At 72.0% G+C, this 19,920-nt stretch carries 16 protein-coding genes; 9 read left to right on the top strand and 7 right to left on the bottom strand.

The features are described from left to right. Positions 1-2 precede the first annotated feature (2 nt). Both N8J89_RS14300 and N8J89_RS14295 read left to right on the top strand, forming a co-directional pair. Positions 3-638, top strand: a complete 636-nt coding sequence (locus N8J89_RS14300; protein ID WP_283664831.1) for a TetR/AcrR family transcriptional regulator — start codon at positions 3-5, stop codon at positions 636-638. 30 nt (positions 639-668) lie between these two features. Continuing rightward, a complete protein-coding gene (locus N8J89_RS14295) occupies positions 669-2,228 on the top strand; it encodes an MDR family MFS transporter (protein ID WP_283664830.1) in 1,560 nt (519 codons plus the stop codon). An 83-nt stretch (positions 2,229-2,311) separates the two neighbouring features. Here N8J89_RS14295 and opcA read toward each other — a convergent pair whose 3' ends face one another. The 5 genes from opcA to tkt are packed head-to-tail and all read right to left on the bottom strand — an operon-like array spanning position 2,312 to position 9,831. Beyond that, positions 2,312-3,466 carry a glucose-6-phosphate dehydrogenase assembly protein OpcA gene (opcA, locus tag N8J89_RS14290; RefSeq protein ID WP_283664829.1) on the bottom strand — a complete coding sequence of 385 codons (1,155 nt, stop codon included), beginning with the start codon at positions 3,464-3,466 and terminating at the stop codon, positions 2,312-2,314. Beyond that, positions 3,463-4,992, bottom strand: coding sequence for a glucose-6-phosphate dehydrogenase (gene zwf, locus N8J89_RS14285; RefSeq protein ID WP_252481683.1), 1,530 nt, complete (start codon positions 4,990-4,992; stop codon positions 3,463-3,465). Before zwf ends, opcA begins: the two co-directional genes overlap by 4 nt. Beyond that, a complete protein-coding gene (locus tag N8J89_RS14280) occupies positions 4,989-6,602 on the bottom strand; it encodes a phosphoglucose isomerase-related protein (protein WP_283664828.1) in 1,614 nt (537 codons plus the stop codon). The genes zwf and N8J89_RS14280 overlap by 4 nt, the downstream gene beginning before the upstream one ends. Before the next feature lie 8 nt (positions 6,603-6,610). Further along, entirely contained in the window at positions 6,611-7,726 is a 1,116-nt protein-coding gene (gene tal / locus N8J89_RS14275; RefSeq protein WP_283664827.1) for a transaldolase, read from the bottom strand. Then, entirely contained in the window at positions 7,723-9,831 is a 2,109-nt protein-coding gene (gene tkt, locus N8J89_RS14270; RefSeq protein ID WP_283664826.1) for a transketolase, read from the bottom strand. The genes tal and tkt overlap by 4 nt, the downstream gene beginning before the upstream one ends. A gap of 307 nt (positions 9,832-10,138) precedes the next feature. Here tkt and N8J89_RS14265 point away from each other — a divergent pair, with 307 nt between their 5' ends. Together N8J89_RS14265 and N8J89_RS14260 are read left to right on the top strand one after the other, a co-directional pair. Next, complete coding sequence (locus tag N8J89_RS14265) at positions 10,139-11,074, top strand: heme o synthase (RefSeq protein ID WP_283664825.1); 936 nt, start codon at positions 10,139-10,141, stop codon at positions 11,072-11,074. A gap of 87 nt (positions 11,075-11,161) precedes the next feature. After that, positions 11,162-11,593: a hypothetical protein gene (locus N8J89_RS14260; RefSeq protein WP_283664824.1), complete on the top strand. Its 432-nt coding sequence runs from the start codon at positions 11,162-11,164 to the stop codon at positions 11,591-11,593. On the opposite strand, the gene N8J89_RS14255 is transcribed toward N8J89_RS14260, so the two are convergent. After that, positions 11,561-12,544, bottom strand: a complete 984-nt coding sequence (locus tag N8J89_RS14255; RefSeq protein WP_283664823.1) for an acyl-CoA dehydrogenase family protein — start codon at positions 12,542-12,544, stop codon at positions 11,561-11,563. The two genes, N8J89_RS14260 and N8J89_RS14255, sit on opposite strands and share 33 nt — an antisense overlap. 314 nt (positions 12,545-12,858) lie before the next feature. Here N8J89_RS14255 and N8J89_RS14250 point away from each other — a divergent pair, with 314 nt between their 5' ends. Then, positions 12,859-14,802, top strand: a complete 1,944-nt coding sequence (locus N8J89_RS14250; RefSeq protein WP_283664822.1) for an elongation factor G — start codon at positions 12,859-12,861, stop codon at positions 14,800-14,802. Positions 14,803-14,900: 98 nt separating this feature from the next. Next, entirely contained in the window at positions 14,901-16,355 is a 1,455-nt protein-coding gene (locus N8J89_RS14245; RefSeq protein ID WP_283664821.1) for a M1 family metallopeptidase, read from the top strand. A 43-nt stretch (positions 16,356-16,398) separates the two neighbouring features. On the opposite strand, the gene N8J89_RS14240 is transcribed toward N8J89_RS14245, so the two are convergent. Next, positions 16,399-18,027, bottom strand: a complete 1,629-nt coding sequence (locus N8J89_RS14240) for a DUF8189 domain-containing protein (protein ID WP_283664820.1) — start codon at positions 18,025-18,027, stop codon at positions 16,399-16,401. 37 nt (positions 18,028-18,064) lie between these two features. On the opposite strand from N8J89_RS14240, the gene N8J89_RS14235 reads away from it, so the two are divergent. From N8J89_RS14235 to N8J89_RS14225, 3 genes are all read left to right on the top strand, one after another. Then, a complete protein-coding gene (locus N8J89_RS14235) occupies positions 18,065-18,805 on the top strand; it encodes an alpha/beta fold hydrolase (RefSeq protein ID WP_349497475.1) in 741 nt (246 codons plus the stop codon). Positions 18,806-18,867: 62 nt separating this feature from the next. After that, positions 18,868-19,239, top strand: coding sequence for a DUF6292 family protein (locus N8J89_RS14230; protein ID WP_283664818.1), 372 nt, complete (start codon positions 18,868-18,870; stop codon positions 19,237-19,239). 124 nt (positions 19,240-19,363) lie between these two features. Further along, complete coding sequence (locus N8J89_RS14225) at positions 19,364-19,912, top strand: EF-hand domain-containing protein (protein WP_283664817.1); 549 nt, start codon at positions 19,364-19,366, stop codon at positions 19,910-19,912. The last annotated feature ends 8 nt before the right edge of the window (positions 19,913-19,920 follow it).

The raw sequence follows: 19,920 nt of genomic DNA, 5'->3' as shown, positions 1-19,920 counted from the left end.
TTGTGACGAGCACCGACCGACCGCTGGGGCTGCGGGAGCGCAAGCGGCAGGAGACGCACCGGGCGCTGGCGCTGACCGCGCTGGAGCTCATCGCCGCGCGCGGGCTGGACCAGGTGACGGTGGAGGACATCGCCGGGGCGGTCGGCGTCTCCTCACGCACCTTCTTCAACTACTTCGGCGCCAAGGAAGACGCCGTCACCACGCCCTACCCCGATCACGCCAGCCGGGTTGAGCGCGGACTGGAGCGGCTGCGGGAGCTCTCCCCCGAGTCCGGACCGCTGCTCGCGCTGGTGCGTTCCTGGCGGCCGGACCTGGAGCGGATCGACGCCGACCGGGACGAGTGGCTGCTGCGGATGACCGTGTGCACCCGCTACCCACAGTTGCTGGCCCGCAGCGCCGCGCTGGACTCCGACGACGAGCAGCGGCTGATCGAGGGGATCGCGCGCTGGTGCGGCCTGCCCGCAGTGTCGCTGTACCCGGCGCTGCTGTTCTACACCGCCGGTGGCGCGATGCGCTCGGCGCTGCGCCGCTGGTACCGGATGGACGGCGCGGAGTCGCTGGCCGAGCTCGTGGACACCGCCTGCGCCGCGCTGGAACGCGGCCTCCCCCTGCCTGCCGACGCGACCCCGCGCGGCTGACCGAATTCCCTTGAAAAATAAGGAAAACCGATGACTGTGACCGCTGCGGCGCCGGAACCGGCAACCGCGGCGACGAACCGGAGTGCGGTGCTGCAAGCGCTCTCCGGCCTGATGATGGGCATGTTCGTCGCCATCCTGGCCTCGACCGTGGTGGCCAACGCGTTACCCCGGATCATCTCCGAACTGGGTGGCTCCCAGGCCAGCTACACCTGGGTGGTGACCACCGAGCTGCTGGCGATGACCGCCACGGTTCCGTTGTGGGGCAAGCTTTCCGACCTCTACAGCAAGAAGCTGCTGATCCAGCTCTCGCTGGGCCTGTTCGTCATCGGCTCGCTGGTGGCCGGGTTCGCCACCAGCATGGACGTGCTGATCATCAGCCGGATCGCGCAGGGCATCGGCGCCGGTGGGCTCACCGCGCTGGCGCAGGTGATCATGGCCGCGATCCTCTCGCCGAGGGAGCTGGGCCGCTACTCCGGGGTGTTCGGCGCGGTGTTCATGGTGGGCACGGTGGCCGGTCCGCTGATCGGCGGCGTGCTGGTGGACACCTCCTGGCTGGGCTGGCGCTGGTGCTTCTTCCTCGGTGTGCCGCTGGCCGTGGCCGCGATCATCCTGTTGCAGCGCACGCTGAACCTGCCGGTGGTCCGCCGCGAGGTCAAGGTCGACTACCTGGGCGCGTTCCTGATCACCGCGGGCGTCTCGCTGACCCTGGTGTGGTCCTCGCTGGTGGGCAAGCAGTTCGAGTGGATGTCCACCGCCACGCTGGGCCTGCTCGGCGGCGGCCTGCTGATCCTGGCGCTCGCGGTGTTCGTGGAGTCGCGGGTGGCCGAGCCGATCGTGCCGCTGACCATCTTCCGCAACCGCACCGTCACGCTGGCCACGGTGGCCAGCTTCCTGGTCGGCGTGGCCATGTTCGGCGGCACCGTGTTCCTCTCGCAGTACTTCCAGCTCGCGCTGGGGCACTCGCCGACGGTGGCCGGACTGCTCAGCCTGCCGATGATCGTGGGCATGCTGGTCTCCTCCACCATCGCCGGGCAGCTGATCAGCCGGACCGGGCGGTGGAAGCACTTCCTGGTCGCCGGCGCGTCGCTGATGACCGCGGGGCTGGCGCTGCTGGGCACCATCGACGCGCACACCAGCCTGGTCCTGCTCGGCACGTACATGGTGCTGCTCGGGGTCGGCGTGGGCATGCTGATGCAGAACCTGGTGCTGGCCGCGCAGAACGACGTGCCCGCCAAGGACCTGGGCACCGCGACCTCGGTGCTCTCCTTCTTCCGCAGCCTGGGCGGCACCATCGGGGTGAGCGCGCTGGGCGCGGTGCTGGCGAGCAACGTGGGCAGCACGCTGTCGGCGAAGCTGGGCACGGGCGCGGCGCTACCTGGCGGCGGCGAGGGGGTGCCGAACCTGGCGCTGCTGCCCGAGCCGGTGAAGGCGGTGGTGCAGGAGACCTACGGGTCGGCCACCGGGGAGCTGTTCCTGATCTCCGCGCCGATCGCGGTGCTGGTGGTCGTGGCGGTGGCCTTCCTCAAGCCGATCCCGTTGAAGACGCAGAGCGGGATGGACCGGCTGGCCGCCGAGGCTGCCGCGGACTGAGCCGAGGACGCCAACTGGGCCGAAGACGACTGTGGCGTTCCCGCGCGGTGCGGGAACGCCACAGTCGGGTCAGGGCAACGGGATCAGGCGTCGGCCTTCTTCGCGCGCTTCGGCTTGGCCGGGGCCTTGGCCTCCGGCTTCGGCTCGGCCTTGGTCTCGGCCTTGCCGTTGGCCTTCGGGTCCGCCTTGGCCGTGACCTTCGGCTCAGCCTTGGCGGCGGGCTTCGGCTCGGCCTTGGCGGCCTCGGGCTTGGCCTCCGCCTTCGCGGCGGGCTTGGCCTCGGCCTTCGCGGCGGCGGGCTTGACGGCGCGCTTGGCCGTGGGCTTGACGACCCTGGCCAGGCCCTTGAGCGTGTGCTCGTAGATCTCGTCCGGGTCCAGCCTGCGCAGCTCCTCGGCCAGGCAGTCGCGGACCTCGCGGCGTTGCAGCGCCACCCGGCGTTCCGGCTGACCGGCCTGGGTGAGCAGGCCGACCTTGCCGTCCGGCCGGACCAGCTCCACCTTGCCCGAGCGGCGTTCCAGCTCCACCGAGCAGATGCCCTGGCCGTCGGTGGACTTGGCCCGCTCGACCGGGATCTTCAGGCTGGCGGCCAGCCAGGCGGCCAGCAGCTCGGTGGACGGCGAGTCGCCGGCCCCGGTCACCACGGCCGCGGTGACCTTCTCGTACGGCGGCAGGTCCAGTGCCGCGGCGAGCACGGCCCGCCAGCTGGTCAGCCGGGTCCAGGCCAGGTCGGTGTCGCCCGCGACGTGGGCCTTGCGCCGCTGTTCCAGGGCCTTGATCGGGTTGCGTTCGGCGGCGGCGTCGGTGATCCGGCGCTGGGCCAGCTTGCCGATCGGGTCCTGGGACGGCACCGCGGGGGCGGCGAAGGGCCACCAGGCGACCACCGGGGCGTCGGGCAGGAGCAGCGGGATGGTGCAGCTGGCTCCTTCCTCGGCCAGCGGGCCGTACAGGCGCAGCACGATGACCTCGCTGGCCCCGGCGTCGCCGCCGACCCTGATCTGCGCGTCCAGCCGGGGCGCGGCCTTGCGCGCGCCCCTGGCCAGCACGATCACCCGGCAGGGGTGTTCGCGGCTGGCGTCGTTGGCCGCGTCGATGGCCTCCTCGGTGCGCTCGCCGTCGTCGGTAACGATGACCAGGGTCAGCACCCGCCCGAGCGCCACCGCGCCGCCCTGCTCGCGCAGGTCGACGAGCTTCTTGTTGACCACCGAGGTGGTGGTCGAGGGCAGGTCGATGATCACGGTCGCCTCCAGTGACGTCCGGTGCGGGCCATCATCTCCTCGGCGGAGTCCGGGCCCCAGGTGCCCGCGGCGTACGGCTCTGGTTTGCCGTCGCGCTCCCAGAACTTCAGCACCGGCTCCAGGATCTCCCACGAGGTCTCCACCTCGTCGTTGACCGGGAACAGCGACGGCTCGCCGAGCAGCACGTCCAGCAGCAGCCGCTCGTAGGCCTCGGGGCTGGACTCGGTGAAGGCGTGGCCGTAGCCGAAGTCCATGGTCACGTCGCGGATCTGCATCGAGGTGCCCGGCACCTTGGAGCCGAACCGCATGGTGATGCCCTCATCCGGCTGGACCCGGATGACCAGCGCGTTCTGCCCCAGCTCCTCGGTGGAGGTGGAGTCGAACGGCAGGTGCGGGGCGCGCTTGAACACCACCGCGATCTCGGTGACCCGCCGGCCGAGGCGCTTGCCGGTGCGCAGGTACCACGGCACCCCGGCCCAGCGGCGGTTCTTGACCTCCACGGTCATCGCCGCGTAGGTCTCGGTGATCGAGTCCTTGGCGAAGCCGCCCTCCTCCAGCAGGCCGGGCACCTTCTGCCCGCCCTGCCAGCCGCCCACGTACTGCCCGCGCGCGGTGGTCTCGGCCAGCGGCTCCATCGGCGCGGTGGCCGCGAGGACCTTGGCCTTCTCCGCGCGCAGGTCCTTGGGCGCGAAGGAGCTGGGCTCCTCCATCGCGGTCAGCGCGAGCAGCTGCAGCAGGTGGTTCTGGATCACGTCGCGGGCCGCGCCGATGCCGTCGTAGTACCCGGCGCGACCACCGAGGCCGATGTCCTCGGCCATGGTGATCTGCACGTGGTCGACGTAGTTGGCGTTCCAGATCGGCTCGAACAGCTGGTTGGCGAACCGCAGCGCCATGATGTTCTGCACGGTCTCCTTGCCGAGGTAGTGGTCGATGCGGAACACCGACTCCTCGGGGAAGACCTCGTTGACGATCCGGTTCAGCTCGCGCGCGCTGGCCAGGTCGTGGCCGAACGGCTTCTCGATCACGACCCGGCGCCACTGGTCCGGGGCCTGCTCGGACAGGCCGGAGCGGGCCAGCTGCTTGCACACCGTGGGGAACGCGCCGGGCGGGATGGACAGGTAGAAGGCGTGGTTGCCGCCGGTCCCCCGCTGCTCGTCGAGCTCCTTGATGGTGGCGGCCAGCCGGTCGAAGGCGTCGTCGTCGTCGAAGGTGCCCTGCACGAACCGGCAGCCCTCGGCCAGCGAGTCCCACACCGACTGGCGGAACGGGGTGCGCGCGTGCTGCTTGACCGCCTCGTAGACGACCTGCTCGAAGTCCTGGTTCTCCCACTCGCGGCGGGCGAACCCGGTGAGCGCGAAGCCCGGCGGCAGCAGGCCGCGGTTGGCCAGGTCGTAGATGGCGGGCATGAGCTTCTTGCGGGACAGGTCACCGGTCACGCCGAAGATCACCAGGCCGCACGGGCCGGCGATCCGGGGTAGCCGCTTGTCCCGCGGGTCCCGCAGCGGGTTCTGCCACTGTCGGCTCACTCGCCAACCTCCTGGACAGCCTTGACCACGTGCGCCAGACCGGCCGCGCGGTCGGTCAGGTGCAAACGCAGCACCGGGCGGCCGTGCTCGGCGAGCACCGAGCCGTCGCCCTTGGCCTGCGCCAGCTGGAGCACGCTGAGGGTGTACGGGCGCTCCGGCACCTCCAGGTCCTGCTCACTCGCGCCGGTCAGCTGGAGGAAGACGCCGTTCTGGTGTCCGCCCTTGTGGTACTGGCCGGTGGAGTGCAGGAACCGGGGGCCCCAGCCGAAGGTGGTCTGCACGCCGAAGCGCTTGGCCAGCTCGGGCCGCAGCACCGCGGCGGAGGCGTCGTCCAGCCGGTCCAGGTAGGCCTGCACCGACAGGTAGCCGTGCTCGGGCAGGACGGCCTTGAGCGCGCGCAGCGCCTCGGCCACCGTGCTCGCCCCGGCCAGGAAGTCACCGGCGGCGTGCACCTCGACCGGACCGTCCACAAAGGACGGATCGGCCGCTTCGCCGGTCGGGGAGTCCAGCAGCGCGCGGGCCGCCTTCTTCGCCGCCTCCACGTCGGGCTGGTCGAAGGGGTTGATGCCGAGCAGCCGTCCGGCCACCGCGGTGGCGTACTCCCACAACAGGAACAGCCCGCCGAGTGGACCCGAGGTGGTGATCTGGGCGCCGGGGGTGCCGGGGGCGATGCCCACGGTGGTGGCGTCCTCACCGGCGTCGGCGAAGCCGGGCGCGCCCGGGTTCTCCACCGCCACCGGCAGCAGGCCGGTGCCGTTCTTGCCGGTGGACTCCGCGACGAGCTGTTCGGCCCAGTCGCCGAAGCCCTTGATGCCGGAGTCGGTGTCGGTGAGCACCACCTTCTCCGCGCCGCGGGCGTGCGCCGCGCCGAAGGCCGCGGCCAGGCGCAGCGCCGGGTTGTCCGCGCGGTCCTGGGACAGCACGGTCGCCGCCTCGGCGGCCTCGTCCAGCAGCCCGGCGATGTTCGCCCCGGCCAGACCGGCCGGGACCAGCCCGAACGCGGTCAGCGCGGAGTAGCGGCCGCCCACGTTCGGGTCGGCCAGGAACACCTTGCGGTAACCCGCTTCGGCCGAGAGCTTCTCGAACGGGGAGCCGGGGTCGGTGACCACGACGATCCGGCTGGCCGCGTCGATGCCGTTGTCGGCGAAGGCCTTGGCGAAGATCCGCCGGTGGCTGTCGGTCTCCACGGTCCCGCCGGACTTGGAGGAGACCACGATCACGGTGCGGGACAGGTCACCGGCCAGCGCGTCGGCCACCTGGCCGGGGTCGGTGGTGTCCAGCACGACCAGCCGCACTCCGGCGGTCTCGCAGATCACCTCCGGGGCCAGCGAGGAGCCGCCCATACCGGCCAGCACCACCCGGTCCACGCCGTCGGCGTGCAGCTCCTGGCGCAGCTGGAGGATCTCGGCGACCAGCGGCCGGGAGCTCTCGTGCAGCGTGGTCCAGGACAACCGGATCGAGGCCTCGGACTCGGCCTCGGGACCCCACAGGGTGGCGTCCTGGGCGGTGAGCTTGCTCGCGACCTGCTCCTCCGCGAGCTGCGCCGCCAACGGTTCCGCTTCGGCGTTCAGTCCACTGTGGACGATCTCAACCGAGATCTGCTCGGTCATCTGTGGTCTCAGCCCTTCGCGCGTGCGAGCTGGTCGGTGACGGTCTGCAGCAGTTCTTCCCAGGACTTCTCGAACTTCTCCACGCCTTCCCGCTCCAGCACCGCGTAGACGTCGTCCACGTCGATGCCGGCCTCGGTGAGCGCGTCGAAGAGCTCCTGGGCCGCCTCGGCGGTGCCACGCACGGTGTCGCCCTCGATCCGGCCGTGGTCCTCGACCGCGAACAGGGTCTTCTCCGGCATGGTGTTGACCACGTTCGGCGCGACGAGCTGGTCCACGTACTGGGTGTCGGAGTAGTTCGGGTCCTTCACCCCGGTGGAGGCCCACAGCGGCCGCTGCGGCCGGGCGCCCTGCTGCTCCAGGCGCTGCCAGCGCTCGGAGGCGAAGACGTCCTCGTAGGCGGCGTAGGCCAGCCGGGCGTTGGCGATGGCGGCCTGGCCGCGCAGCGCCTGCGCCTCGGGCGTGCCCTTGGCCTCCAGCCGCTTGTCGATCTCGGAGTCCACCCTGGAGACGAAGAAGGAGGCCACCGAGGCGATCGTGGACAGGTCGTGGCCGTTGGCCTTGGCCTGCTCCAGCCCGGTGAGGTAGGCGTCCATCACGTCCAGGTAGCGGGCCACCGAGAAGATCAGCGTGACGTTGACGCTGACGCCTTCGGCGAGGGCCTTGGTGATGGCGGGCAGACCCTCGACGGTGGCCGGGATCTTGACCATCAGGTTGGGCCGGTCGACCGTCTTCCACAGGTCGAGGGCCTCGGCGGCGGTGCGCTCGGTGTCGTGCGCCAGCCGCGGGTCGACCTCGATGGAGACCCGGCCGTCCAAGCCGTCGGTGCCGTTGTAGACGCCGCGGAAGACGTCGCAGGCGTTGCGCACGTCGGCGGTGGTCAGCTCGCGCACGGCCTGGTCCAGGTTCGCGCCGCGCGCGGCCAGCTCCCGGACCTGCTCGTCGTAGGCCTCGCCCTTGGACAGGGCGGCGGCGAAGATGGTCGGGTTGGTGGTCACGCCGACCACGTGCTGGTTCTCGATCAGCGAGACCAGGTTGCCGGTGTTGAGCCGCTCCCTGGACAGGTCGTCGAGCCAGATGGAGACGCCGGCCTCGCTCAGCGCGGCCAGTGGGCTCTTGGCAGTCACTTGTTTCCCTCCACTCGCGCGATGCTGCGCTGTGCCGCGGCGACCACGGCGTCGTCGGTCAGGCCGAACTCGCGGTACAGCGTCTGGTAGTCCGCCGAGGCGCCGAAGTGCTCGATGGAGACGATCTCCCCGGCGTCGCCGACGAAGCGGTGCCACGGCTGGGCGATACCCGCCTCCACCACCACGCGCGCCTTGACCGCGGGCGGGATCACCTGGTCGCGGTAGTTCTGCTCCTGCTGGTCGAACCACTCGACGCACGGCATGGACACCACACGAGCGGGAACGCCGCCGTCCTGCAGGATCTTCCTGGCCGCGACCGCGATCTGCACCTCGGAGCCGGTGGCGATCAGCACGACCTGGGCGTCGCCGCCCTCGGCCTCGGCGAGCACGTAGCCGCCCTTGGCCACGCCCTCGGCGTCGGTGCCCTCGAGGGTGGGCACGTTCTGCCTGGTCAGCGCCAGGCCGGTGGGGCCGTCCTGGGTCTCCAGGACCTTCTTCCAGGCGAAGGCGGTCTCGTTGGCATCGGCCGGGCGGACCACGGACAGGCCGGGGATGGCGCGCAGCGCGGCCAGGTGCTCGATCGGCTGGTGGGTCGGGCCGTCCTCGCCCAGGCCGATGGAGTCGTGCGTCCACACGTAGATGACCGGGGACTTCATCAGCGCGGCCAGGCGCACCGCGGGGCGCATGTAGTCGCTGAAGACCAGGAAGGTGCCGCCGTAGGGGCGGGTCGGGCCGTGCAGCGCGATGCCGTTGAGGATGGAGCCCATCGCGTGCTCGCGGATGCCGAAGTGCAGCGTCCGGCCGTACGGGTTGGCGTTCCAGGTCTTGGTGGAGCTGCTCTCGGGGCCGAAGGAGTCCGCGCCCTTGATGGTGGTGTTGTTGCTCTCGGCCAGGTCGGCCGAGCCGCCCCACAGCTCGGGCAGCACCTCGCCGATGGCGGCGAGGGTGTCGCCGGAGGCCTTGCGGGTGGCCACGCCCTTGGGGTCGACCGGCCAGCTCGGCAGCTTGGCGGTCCAGCCCTCCGGCAGCTCCTTGCGGACCAGGCGGTCGTAGAGGGCCTTGCGCTCGGGGTTGGCCGCGGCCCAGGCGTCGAAGGACTTCTGCCACTGCGCCTTGGCCGCCTCGCCGCGCTTGACCACCTCGCGGGCGTGGGCGAGCACGTCGGCGTCGACCTGGAAGGTCTGGGCCGGGTCGAAGCCCAGGATCTCCTTGACCTTGGCGACCTCGTCCTCGCCGAGCGCGGAGCCGTGGATCTTGCCGGTGTTCTGCTTGGTCGGCGCGGGGAAGCCGATGATGGTGCGCAGCAGGATGAACGAGGGCTTGCCGGTCTCGGCCTTGGCCGCCTCGAGGGCCTGGAGCAGGCCGTCGACGTTCTCGCCGCCGAGCACGGTCTGCACGTGCCAGCCGTAGGCCTCGTAGCGCTTGGCCACGTCCTCGGACAGGGCGATCGCGGTGTCGTCCTCGATGCTGATCTGGTTGTCGTCGTAGATCACCACGAGGTTGCCCAGCTGCTGGTGGCCCGCGATCGAGGAAGCCTCGGAGGTCACACCCTCCTCGATGTCGCCGTCGGAGGCGATCACGAAGACGTGGTGGTCGAACGGGCTCTGTCCCGGCGCGGCGTCCGGGTCGAACAGGCCGCGCTCGCGGCGGGCGGCCATGGCCATGCCGACCGCGGAGGCCAGGCCCTGGCCCAGCGGGCCGGTGGTGATCTCCACGCCCGGGGTGTGCCGGTGCTCGGGGTGACCGGGAGTCGCCGAGCCCCAGGTGCGCAGCGCCTTGAGGTCGTCCAGGGTCAGGCCGTAGCCGGAGAGGTAGAGCTGGATGTACAGGGTGAGGCTGGAGTGCCCGCAGGAGAGCACGAAGCGGTCGCGGCCCGGCCAGTCCGGGTCGGCCGGGTCGTGCCGCATGGCCCGCTGGAACAGCGTGTACGCGGCGGGGGCCAGGCTCATCGCGGTGCCGGGGTGGCCGTTGCCCACCTTCTGGACCGCGTCGGCGGCGAGCACCCGGACCGTGTCGACCGCGCGCTTGTCCAGCTCGGTCCAGTCGGCGGGAAGGTGTGCGGTGGTCAGCTCGGCGATGGTGACGGAGTCCTCTGAACCGGACACTTGACGCTGCTCCCAACTTGGTTGCCATAGCGGCGGAACCGGCGGACTGACCAGCCCCGAACCGTTGTTTTCCCTCTTTCGGCTCAGCCTAGTCCTTCGGCTGGCAGCCCACCGGACTCGATCCAGTTGTTGGCGCGCCCGGACCCCCGTTCGCGCCCCGCTTAGGTAGCGCGGCTACCATCCGATGGGACCCGCAGCTGGGTCTCCCCGAACCTGACGAGGATCTACCCGGCCCGCCCCACCCATCCGCAGCGGCCGGGCCGATGAGGAGCGAGATGCCGCCGGTGACCGTGGTCAAGAGGGTCCGATGAGCGCCACCCTCGACGCGCCACCGCAGCGCCCCCTCGCCAGGGTGAAGACGACCGTCGGGGCGTACGTGGCCCTGACCAAGCCGCGGATCATCGAGCTGCTGCTGGTGACCACCATCCCGGCGATGCTGCTGGCCCAGCGGGGCATCCCGAGCGTGTGGCTGGTGCTGACCACGCTGGTCGGCGGCACCATGGCGGCGGGCAGCGCGAACGCGCTCAACTGCGTGGCCGACGCCGACATCGACGCGGTGATGAAGCGCACCAAGTCCCGGCCGCTGGCCAGGCACGCGGTGCCCACCCGCAACGCGCTGATCTTCGGCCTGGTGCTCGGCGTGGCCAGCTTCGCCTGGCTGTGGGCCACCACGAACCTGCTCTCCGCGATCCTGGCGGTGGGCGCGATCCTGTTCTACGTGCTCATCTACACGATGGTGCTCAAGCGCCGCACGGCGCAGAACATCGTGTGGGGCGGCGCGGCCGGGTGCATGCCGGTGGTGATCGGCTGGTCCGCGGTGACCAACTCGGTGGACTGGCCGGCGCTGGTCATGTTCGGCGTGATCTTCTTCTGGACCCCGCCGCACTTCTGGGCGCTGGCCATGAAGTTCAAGGACGACTACGCCGCGGCCGGGGTGCCGATGCTGCCGGTGGTGGCCACCCCGGTGCAGGTGGCCAAGCAGATCGTCATCTACTCCTGGGTGATGGTGGCCTGGTCGCTGCTGCTAGCGCCGGCCACCAGCTGGCTCTACACCGGCGCGGCGGTGCTCGCCGGGGCCTGGTTCCTGCTGCTGGCGCACCGGTTGTACAAGGCGGTGCGGGACGGCGAGCCGGCCAACCCGATGAAGCTGTTCCACATGTCGAACACCTACCTGACCGCGGTGTTCGTGGTGCTCGCGGTGGACTCCGCGATCGGCCTGCCGGTGCTCGGCCTGCCGTTCTGAGTCACCCGTCCGGGCTGTGATCCAGCCGACACGGCCTGACCGCCTGCCGAGGGCGTCCCCGGAGTGTTCGCACTTCGAGGAGGACCGATGCACCGCAACACCCCCGATTCGGCCGCGGTGGCCGCCGCCGGGATCGCCACCCACGCGTTCAACCATCTGACCGTGGTGGTGCAGGACGTGTGGCGGTTCATAGCCGAACCGGCCGCGGCGGGCATCAATCCCGGCACCATCTACCACCCGATCAGCGCGGTGCTATACGTGTGGCTGGCCACGGTGGTCTACCGGGGCCGGAACTGGGGGCGGATCGCGATCACCGTGCTGCTCGGCTTCCAGGCGGTCGGCCGGTACTTCGTGTTCCTGGCCTATCCGGACCTGGAGGTGCGGGCGGACCTGGTCTGCGGCTGGGCGCTGTCGGCGTTCGTGCTGGTCCTGCTGTGGGGCCCGGCCCGGCGGCACTTCGCGGCGGCGGTGCGCGGCGCGGGCGGGTCAGCGCTGGGTCAGCCTGCTCAGCAGGGCTGACCGGATGGTCGGCCGGGAGCCGAACAGCAGCAGGAAGGTGGCCTCGCGGACCAGGCGCTGGGCGTCGGAGCCGGGCAGCAGGCTGCGGCTGCCCTGGTGCACCGCGCAGGCGTTCGCCGCACGCAGGGCCAGTTCCGCGCCCGCCGCGCGGGCCAGTGGCACGTCCTCGGGCGCGGCGGTGTGCAGCTGGGCGCGGGCCGCGTCGAGCTGACCGGGCAGCGTGCCCGCCGCGTCACCGAGCAGGGTGATCGCGCGGCCGGCCACGCCGAGGGCGAGTGCGCCGTTGAAGCGCTGGGACTCGGCGTCGCCGGTGAGGTGCTCGGCCTGCGGGACGGTGTGCACCACCCGCTCGTGCGGCACGAAGCAACCGTCGAAGGTGAGGGTGACCGTGCGGCTGGCCTGGACCGCGAGCAGGTCCAGTGGTGCCACCGACAGCGAGTCGCCCGCCACGGCGTCGAGCAGGGCGAAGACCAGCACGTCCTGCTCGTCGCGGGCGGCCACCTGGAGCAGGTCGACCATGTCCCAGCCGGAGACCCAGGGCGCGCTGCCGTGGAAGCGGTAGCCGCCCTCGACCGGTTCGGCGCGCAGCAGCGGCGGGCCGGGGCGCACCGCCGCGCCGACCGCGATGCCCGCGCGGCGGCGGCCCGCGGTGAGGTCGGCCAGGTATGCCTCGCGCAGGGCCTGGTTGGCCGAGCGGTCCAGGGCGCGCACCGGGCCGTGGTGTTGCAGCCAGACGAACGTGGTGGTCAGGCAGCCCCCGGCCAGGGTCTCCACCAGCCGCAGCAACGAGGGATAATCCTCAATGTCCAATGTGGACAGTCCGTAGAAGCCGTTGGCCGCCAACAGGTCCAGGTGGCTCGCGGGCACCCGGTCGGCGGTGTCCACCGTGTTCGCCGCCGGGAACAGCACGGTGTCGGCGATCTCCGCGGCCGTGCGCAGCGCCTGGCTCATGGCTCTCCCCCGATATTCGGTTGCCCGGCCGATCCGGACTCTGGTCTGCTGCGCAGCCTAGGTCGTGTCGTCACGGTCCCGCCCGCGCTAGCCGCGCCGGTTTGGTCGCTGGCGGCACGGCCGGAACACCCGGATACGCCCGGTATGAGGGCGTCCCGGCCGCACCGCCAGCGACCAAACCGATCACGACTCCCGCAGACGGGACCGTGACGACACGACCTAGGGCTGCCAGCCCCCGACCTAGGAGATGATCATGCGTCCCTCGTTCGTGTGCCACCGGGAAGGAGTCCCCCTCTACCTCAAGGACACGACGCTTGGCTTCGCACACGATCAACCTCGGCATCCTGGCGCACGTCGACGCCGGTAAGACGAGTCTCACCGAACGGCTGCTGCACACCGCGGGGGTCATCGACCGGATCGGCCGGGTCGACCACGGTGACACCCAGACCGACTCCCTCGCGCTGGAACGCAGGCGCGGCATCACCATCAAGTCCGCCGTGGTGTCCTTCGCCCTCGGCGCGACCACGGTCAACCTGATCGACACCCCCGGCCACCCGGACTTCATCGCCGAGGTGGAGCGGGTGCTCAGCGTGCTCGACGGCGCGGTGCTGGTGGTCTCCGCGGTGGAGGGCGTGCAGGCGCAGACCAGGGTGCTGCTGCGCGCGCTGCGCAGGCTCGGCATCCCGGCGCTGATCTTCGTGAACAAGACCGACCGGCGCGGCGCGGACCCGGCGCGGGTGCTGGGCGAGATCACCGAACGGCTCACCCCCGCCGTGGTGGACATGGCCGCTCGCCCTGCCGACCGCTGGGTGGACGTGCTGTCCCGGCAGGACGACGCGCTGCTGGCCGACTACCTGGCCGACGAGCGCTCGGTGACCTGGCCCCGCCTGCGCGCGGCGCTCACCGCGCAGACCCGGCAGGCGCTGGTGCACCCGGTGTACGCCGGGTCGGCGATGACCGGGGCCGGGGTGGACGCCCTCATCGAGGGCATCCGCGAGTTCCTGCCCGCGGACACCGGCGATCCGGCCGCGCCGGTCTCCGGCACCGTGTTCAAGGTCGACCGCGGCCCGGCCGGGGAGAAGCTGGCCTACCTGCGGCTGTTCGCCGGGACCGTGCGCACCCGGGACCGCCTGGACTTCGGCCGCGGCCGCCAGGGCAAGGTCACCGGGGTCAGCGTGTTCGCCGACGGCACGGCCAGCCCGGCGGACTCGGTGGCCGCGGGCCGGATCGGGTTGCTGCGCGGGCTGGACGAGATCCGCATCGGCGACCCGGTCGGGCAGCCGCATCCCCGCTCCTCGCTCAGCAGGCAGTTCGCGCCGCCGACGCTGGAAACCGTGGTGCTGCCCAGGAATCCGGCCGACCGGGGCGCGCTGCACCTGGCGCTCAGCCAGCTCGCCGAGGCCGATCCGCTGATCAACCTGCGCCGGGACGAGACCCGCCAGGAGATCGCGGTCTCCCTCTACGGCGAGGTGCAGAAGGAGGTCATCGAGGCGACCCTGGCCGAGGAGCACGGCATCGCGGTGGAGTTCCGGGAGACCACCACGATCTGCCTGGAACGCCCGGTCGGCACCGGCATCGCGGTGGAGGTGATGACCAAGGACAAGGAGGTCAACCCGTTCCTGGCCACCATCGGCCTGCGCCTGGCGGCGACACCGCCGGGATCGGGGGTGCGTTTCGGCTACGAGATCGAGCTGGGCTCGCTGCCGCCTGCCTTCCTCAAGGCGATCGAGGAGACCGTGCACGAGACCCTGCGCCAGGGCCTGCACGGCTGGCCGGTCACCGACTGCGCGGTCACCCTGGTCCGCTCCGGCTACGCGCCGAGGCAGAGCCACGCGCACGCCACCTTCGACAAGAGCATGTCCAGCACCGCGGGCGACTTCCGGCTGCTCACCCCGCTGGTGCTGATGACCGCGCTGCGCCAGGCCGGGACCACCGTGCACGAGCCGCTGCACCGCTTCGAGCTGGACATCCCGGCCGACACCCTGGCCGCGGTCCGGGCCGCGCTCGCGCCGCTGGGCGCGGTGCCGAGGGAGACCACGGCGCACGGCCCCGCCTACCGGTTGACCGGGGACATCCCGGCGGCCGCGGTGCACAGCCTGCAACGGCAGCTGCCCGGCCTGACCCGCGGCGAGGGCGTGCTGGAGTGCGTCTTCGCCGGGCACCGGCCGGTGCGCGGACCGGTGCCGGAGCGGCCGCGCACCGACCACAACCCGTTGAACCGCAAGGAATACCTGCTGTGCGTGCTGCGGAGGGTGTAGCCGAACGGCCGATCTTGCCGACCGATCGGTGGAGGTGGCCGCCGGCCGCGGCGCGACAGGCTGGCGGCCACCACCCCCCACCGGAGAGGGTTTCCTTGATGTCAGGCACCACCCGCCGGGCCACCGCGCTGCTGCTGGTCACCGCCTCGGCGCTGACCATCGCGGTCGTGCCCGCCTCGGCCGCTCCTGACCCCGCACCCGGCTCAGCCGGGCTCGGGGACCGGCTGCTGCCGGGTCTGGGCAACGGCGGCTACGACGCCGAGGAGTACACAGTGGACTTCCGGTTCGAGCCGGGCGTGACCACCATGGCCGGGCGCACCGCGATGACCGCCCGCGCCACGGCGGCGCTGTCCCGGTTCAACCTGGACTTCGCCGGTGGCGTGGTGCACGAGGTGCGGGTGGACGGCCGCCGCGCCGGGTTCCGCACCGAGGGCGAGGAGCTGGTCATCACCCCGGACCGGCCGCTGCGCGCGGGCCGGGCGTTCCGCACCGAGGTGCGCTACACCACCGACCGGTCGGTCAAGCTGCCCTCGCCGGTGGATGAGACCGCGGGCTGGGGCAACACCGCGGACGGCGGGTTCGCGCTGTGGGCGCAGCCGGACCGGGCGCACCAGTTCTTCCCGGTCAACGACCACCCCTCGGACAAGGCCAGGTTCACCTACCGGGTGGACGCGCCGGAGGGCTGGACCGTGGTGGCCAACGGGATCCGCACCGGCGAGCGGACCGGCGGCGGGCGCACGGTGGTCACGCACACCACCCGGCACCCGATCACCAGCCAGGTCGCCCAGCTCGCGGTCGGCAAGCTGGACCTGGTCACCGGGACCGGCCCGCACGGGCTGCCGCTGCGCAGCGCGGTCGCCGCCGGGCACCTGGACCGGGTGCGCCCGGCGCTGGCGAAGATCAGCGGGCACCTGTCCTGGCTGGAGGGCAAGATCGGCCGCCGGTTCCCGCTGGAGACCTACGGCGTGCTGGCCATCGACGGACACCGGCCGACCCAGACCGAGGCCCTGGAGAACCCCACCCTGTCCACCTTCCTGGCGAGCGGGCTGGCAAACCTCGAACAGGCCGAACCGGTGCTGGTGCACGAGGCCGCGCACCAGTGGTTCGGCAACTCGATCTCCTTCCGCGGCTACGACGACGTCTGGCTCAGCGAAGGTTTCGCCACCTACCTCGGCCAGCTCTGGGAACAGGAGCACGGCGGCCAGTCCGTGCCCGAGGTGCTGCGCCGGATCTACGGAGCCGACCAGGAGGCCCGCACCGCGCTCGGCTCCATCGTGGTGTCCAAGGAGCCGAACGGGATCTTCGGGCTGGCCAGGGCCGGTGGCGCGCTGGTGGTCTACGCGCTGCGGCAGGCCGCGGGCGAGCAGACCTTCCAGCGGATCCTGCAGGCGTTCCTGGACCAGTACCGGGACGCCGGCGCGAGCACCGCGGACTTCGAGCGGGTGGTCGCCGAGACCGGTGGTCCCGAGCTGGCCGCGGTGCTGCGGGACTGGCTGCACAGCCCGGCCACGCCGCCGATGCCGGGCCACCCGGACTGGAAGCCGGGCAGCTGACAGGGACGTGCCCGGCCCATCGCGGGCCGGGCACGCCCGTCGGTCAGTCCTGGAGCCCCGCGCCCCAAGAGTCCCGGTGGTGCGCCGCGCCGCCCGCGACGAACCACCAGTGCTCCAGCCCGCCGTTGTCCCCGCGCGCGAACACGGTCAGCTCCTGCCCGCGGTACACCGTGACACTCGGCGTCGCGGTCACCCCGCCGCCCCAGGAGTCCCGGTGCAGCTGCCCGTCGAACCACCAGTGCTGCAAGCTGTTGTCGCTGCCGCGGGCGAAGACGGTGAGGTGGTCGCCGAAGACGACCGCGGCCGGGTTGCCGCTGATGCCCAGGCCCCAGGAGTCGTGGCGCAGGCTCCCGCTGAACCACCAGTGCTTCAGCGAACCGTCGGTGCCCCTGGCGAAGACCGTCAATTCGTTGCGGTAGACCAGCGCGGCCGGGTTGCCCAGGATGCCGGTGCCCCAGGTGTCGCTGTGCAGGCTGCCGTTGAACCACCAGTGCCGCAGGCTGTTGTCGCCGCCGCGGGCGAACACGGTCAGCTCCTCGCCGAACTGGGTGGCCACCGGATCACCGGCGAGTCCGGCGCCCCAGGTGTCGTGACGCAGCTGGCCGTCGAACCACCAGTGCTTCAGCGAACCATCGGCGCCCCTGGCGAAAACCGTCAGCTCGCCCTTGTACAGCAGCACCGTCGGGTCACCGGCCAGTCCCTCGCCCCACACGTCGTGGTGGAACCGGGTGCCGTCGTGCCACCAGTGCCGCAGCGTGCCGTCCGCGCCCCTGGCGAACACGGTCAGCTGATCGCGGTAGAGCACCGCGGCCGGTTTGCCCGCGATCCCCGCGCCCAGCACCTCCCGCTGGGTGGGCTGGCCCGGCGCGTACCACCAGCGGTGCAGCTGGTTGTCGGTGCCACGGCCGAAGAAGTTGAGCTGATCGCCCGCGGCCAGCGCGGCTGGGCCGGTGCCGGGACCGGGATCCGGGTCGTCGGCGGCGATCCGCTCGCGCACCCAGCCCGCGAGATCGTCCACTCTGGACTCCACCGCCAGGTTGCGCTGCTCGGTCTCGCCGAGGCAGCCGCGCTGCCAGGAGGTGTGGTGCAGGGCCACCAGCTCGGCCCGGCCGTCCCGTTCGCGGAACGCGGGGCCGCCCGAGTCTCCCTTGCACACACCGGTGTTCGCGCCGTCGCCGGTGAGGTCCACCGTGGTCGCGCCGACCGCGCCCACCGTGAACGGCGCGGCGTGCAACCGGTCCGGGGTCCACTCGGTGGCGGTGCGGCCGAACCCGGCCACGCTCAGCTTCTCCCCCACGGCCGGCGCGCCGCCGATCGGCACCACCGGCACGTCCAGGACCCGGTGCGCCAGCTTGGCCAGCACCACGTTCCGGTCCGCACGCGGCACCAGGTAGGCCACGCCGAGGACCTGGCCGCCGGTCTGGGACAGCGCGGTCCGGCCGACGGTGGCCCGCGCGGGCCTGCTCGGCGGACCGGGCCGCAGGGTCTCCCCCGGCTCGAAGGTGAAGCAGGAGGCGGCGGTGAGCACCCACTGCGGGTCGACGAGCGCGCCGGAGCAGGCGCGGGCCCCGTCACCGGTGTCCAGCTTGACGGTGAACCGGTGGCCGCCGTCAGGCGCCGGAGCGCCGCTGACCGCGTGCGCCGGCACCGCGGCCAGCAGGGGGAACAGCACGGCGAGTAGTCCGGCGCCGAGCCGGTTGGTCGTGGATATGCGGGACTCTCCCCCGGTTGTTCGGTCAACGACCTCAACCTCGCACCCGCGGCCCGGCCGTGCAGCAGCCGCACGGCCGAACCACCAGCCACCAGCCGGGTGCGCCGGGACCAGTACTTCTGTCCCGGCCCCTCGGTTTGGGCCGCGCCGGTCGGCGGTAGGTCTTCGGGCAGAGCGACGGAGGAGGCCGGCCGAGCTGGACGCGGTGGCCGCCTGGTTGGACGTGCCGGACGAGCCGGTGGTGCTGGTCGGACACTCCACCGGCGCGCAGGCCGCGCTGCGGGCGGCGGTGGACCGGCCGGACCGGGTGCGGTCCCTGGCGTTGCTGGGCCCGACCTTCCCGCCGGAGCAGCGCCGGTTGCCCGGCCTCTTCCGCGGCTACCTGCGCAGCTCCCGGCACGAGCCGCTCGGGCTGCTCCCGGTGACGGTGCCCTACTACCTGCGCGGCGGGCCCCGGCGGATCGCCCGGTTCGTCCGCTCCGCCCAGCGGGACCAGCCGGAACAGCTGATCACCCGCCTCGACTGCCCGGTGCTGCTGGCCCGCGGCGAACAGGACGGCTTCGCCCCGCGGGACTGGGTCGACCGGCTCGCCGCCGCCGCACCGGAGGCGGTGTCCCGCACCCTGCCCGGCGCGCACGCCTTCCCCTACGGCCAGGGCGGCCTGACCTCCCGGCTGATCGCCGAGGCCGCACTGGATCGGAACAGTGACCAGCCGGCACCGGAGAGGCGGTTGCGCTAGCCCGGTCCGGGTATCTCCGCAGACACGCCGGAGGGGCCGGCAGGCGGAGGGCGGCGGTCGGCATGGAGCTTCGGTTCGAGGACGACGACGAACCGGTGCGCGCCGCGCGCCACTACCTCCGGCGGGTCGCCGCCGCGCTCGGGTTGCGCGGGGACTGCCTGTGCGTGGAGCAGGAGCGCCCGGTCAGCGTGTACCTGCCGCTGGAGGAGCGACTACCGGACTTCCCCGGCCGCGATGTCGCCCTGCTGTGGGCGGAGGACTGCGGCTGGGCGGTCGCGGTGGAGACCCGCTGTGGCGCGGACCTCGAGGTGGTGGCCCGGCTGGACGGTGAGCACCGGCCGCCCCCGCGCGCGGTGGCCGGCTGGGTGCGCCGCCTCTGCCACACCGGCGCGAGGTTTCCGGCCACCCGCGCCGGTGGCGCCGCGGCCCGCTGAAAGCTCCCGATATCTAGGCTTTCCGGTCGGATACGGCCGAATGCGTGCACCGTGGAATCACCCTGGTATGCCGATGAGCGGAAGCGGTTTACTCCAAGAGGAGTCAGCGACCGGGAGGCAGCACGTGAGCACCGAATCACAGGTTCAGGACGCCAACCTCGGCAAAGCGTTCGACGCGCTCGACATCACCAAGGACGGCATCATCACCGCCGAGGACTTCGACGCGCTGGCCACGCAGATGGCCGACCGGCTCGCACCGGGGGCGGCGGCACACCGCAGGGAGAACATCCTCGCCGCCTTCCGCGACTGGTGGGCGCAGATCGAACGGGACGCCGACTCCGACGGTGACGGACAGGTCAGCAGAGAGGAGTTCATCGCGGCCACCGAACGTGGCCTGGCGGAAAATCCGGATTATCTGGAAGAGGCATATCTCAAGGCGGCCGAATCGGTGTTCGAGGCGATCGACCGGGATGGCGACGGACAAGTCGACCGCGGGGAGTACATCGAGCTGTACCGCTCCGCGGACGTGGCTGACGACATCGCGGGCGCGGCATTCGACCGGATCGACCAGAACGGTGACGGCGTGATCGACTACGCCGAGTTCGTGGCGGCCCTGCGGGAGCTGTTCACCAGCTCCGATCCCGATGCCCCCGGGACGGGGCTGCTGGGCTGAACGCCGCG

This window comes from Crossiella sp. CA-258035 (assembly GCF_030064675.1).
Taxonomy (GTDB): Bacteria; Actinomycetota; Actinomycetes; order Mycobacteriales; family Pseudonocardiaceae; genus Crossiella.
The sequence above is the reverse complement of the archived record's forward strand: the minus strand, read 5'-3'. Positions and strand labels throughout refer to the sequence as shown.

Bases quoted from the DNA above. Each gene is read 5' to 3' on its own strand.
- N8J89_RS14295 (WP_283664830.1), top strand. From the start codon at position 669: ATGACTGTGACCGCTGCGGCGCCGGAACCGGCAACCGCGGCGACGAAC.
- N8J89_RS14280 (WP_283664828.1), bottom strand. From the start codon at position 6,602: ATGACCGAGCAGATCTCGGTTGAGATCGTCCACAGTGGACTGAACGCC.
- N8J89_RS14265 (WP_283664825.1), top strand. From the start codon at position 10,139: ATGAGCGCCACCCTCGACGCGCCACCGCAGCGCCCCCTCGCCAGGGTG.
- N8J89_RS14260 (WP_283664824.1), top strand. From the start codon at position 11,162: ATGCACCGCAACACCCCCGATTCGGCCGCGGTGGCCGCCGCCGGGATC.
- N8J89_RS14255 (WP_283664823.1), bottom strand. From the start codon at position 12,544: ATGAGCCAGGCGCTGCGCACGGCCGCGGAGATCGCCGACACCGTGCTG.
- N8J89_RS14245 (WP_283664821.1), top strand. From the start codon at position 14,901: ATGTCAGGCACCACCCGCCGGGCCACCGCGCTGCTGCTGGTCACCGCC.
- N8J89_RS14235 (WP_349497475.1), top strand. From the start codon at position 18,065: ATGCGGGACTCTCCCCCGGTTGTTCGGTCAACGACCTCAACCTCGCAC.
- N8J89_RS14230 (WP_283664818.1), top strand. From the start codon at position 18,868: ATGGAGCTTCGGTTCGAGGACGACGACGAACCGGTGCGCGCCGCGCGC.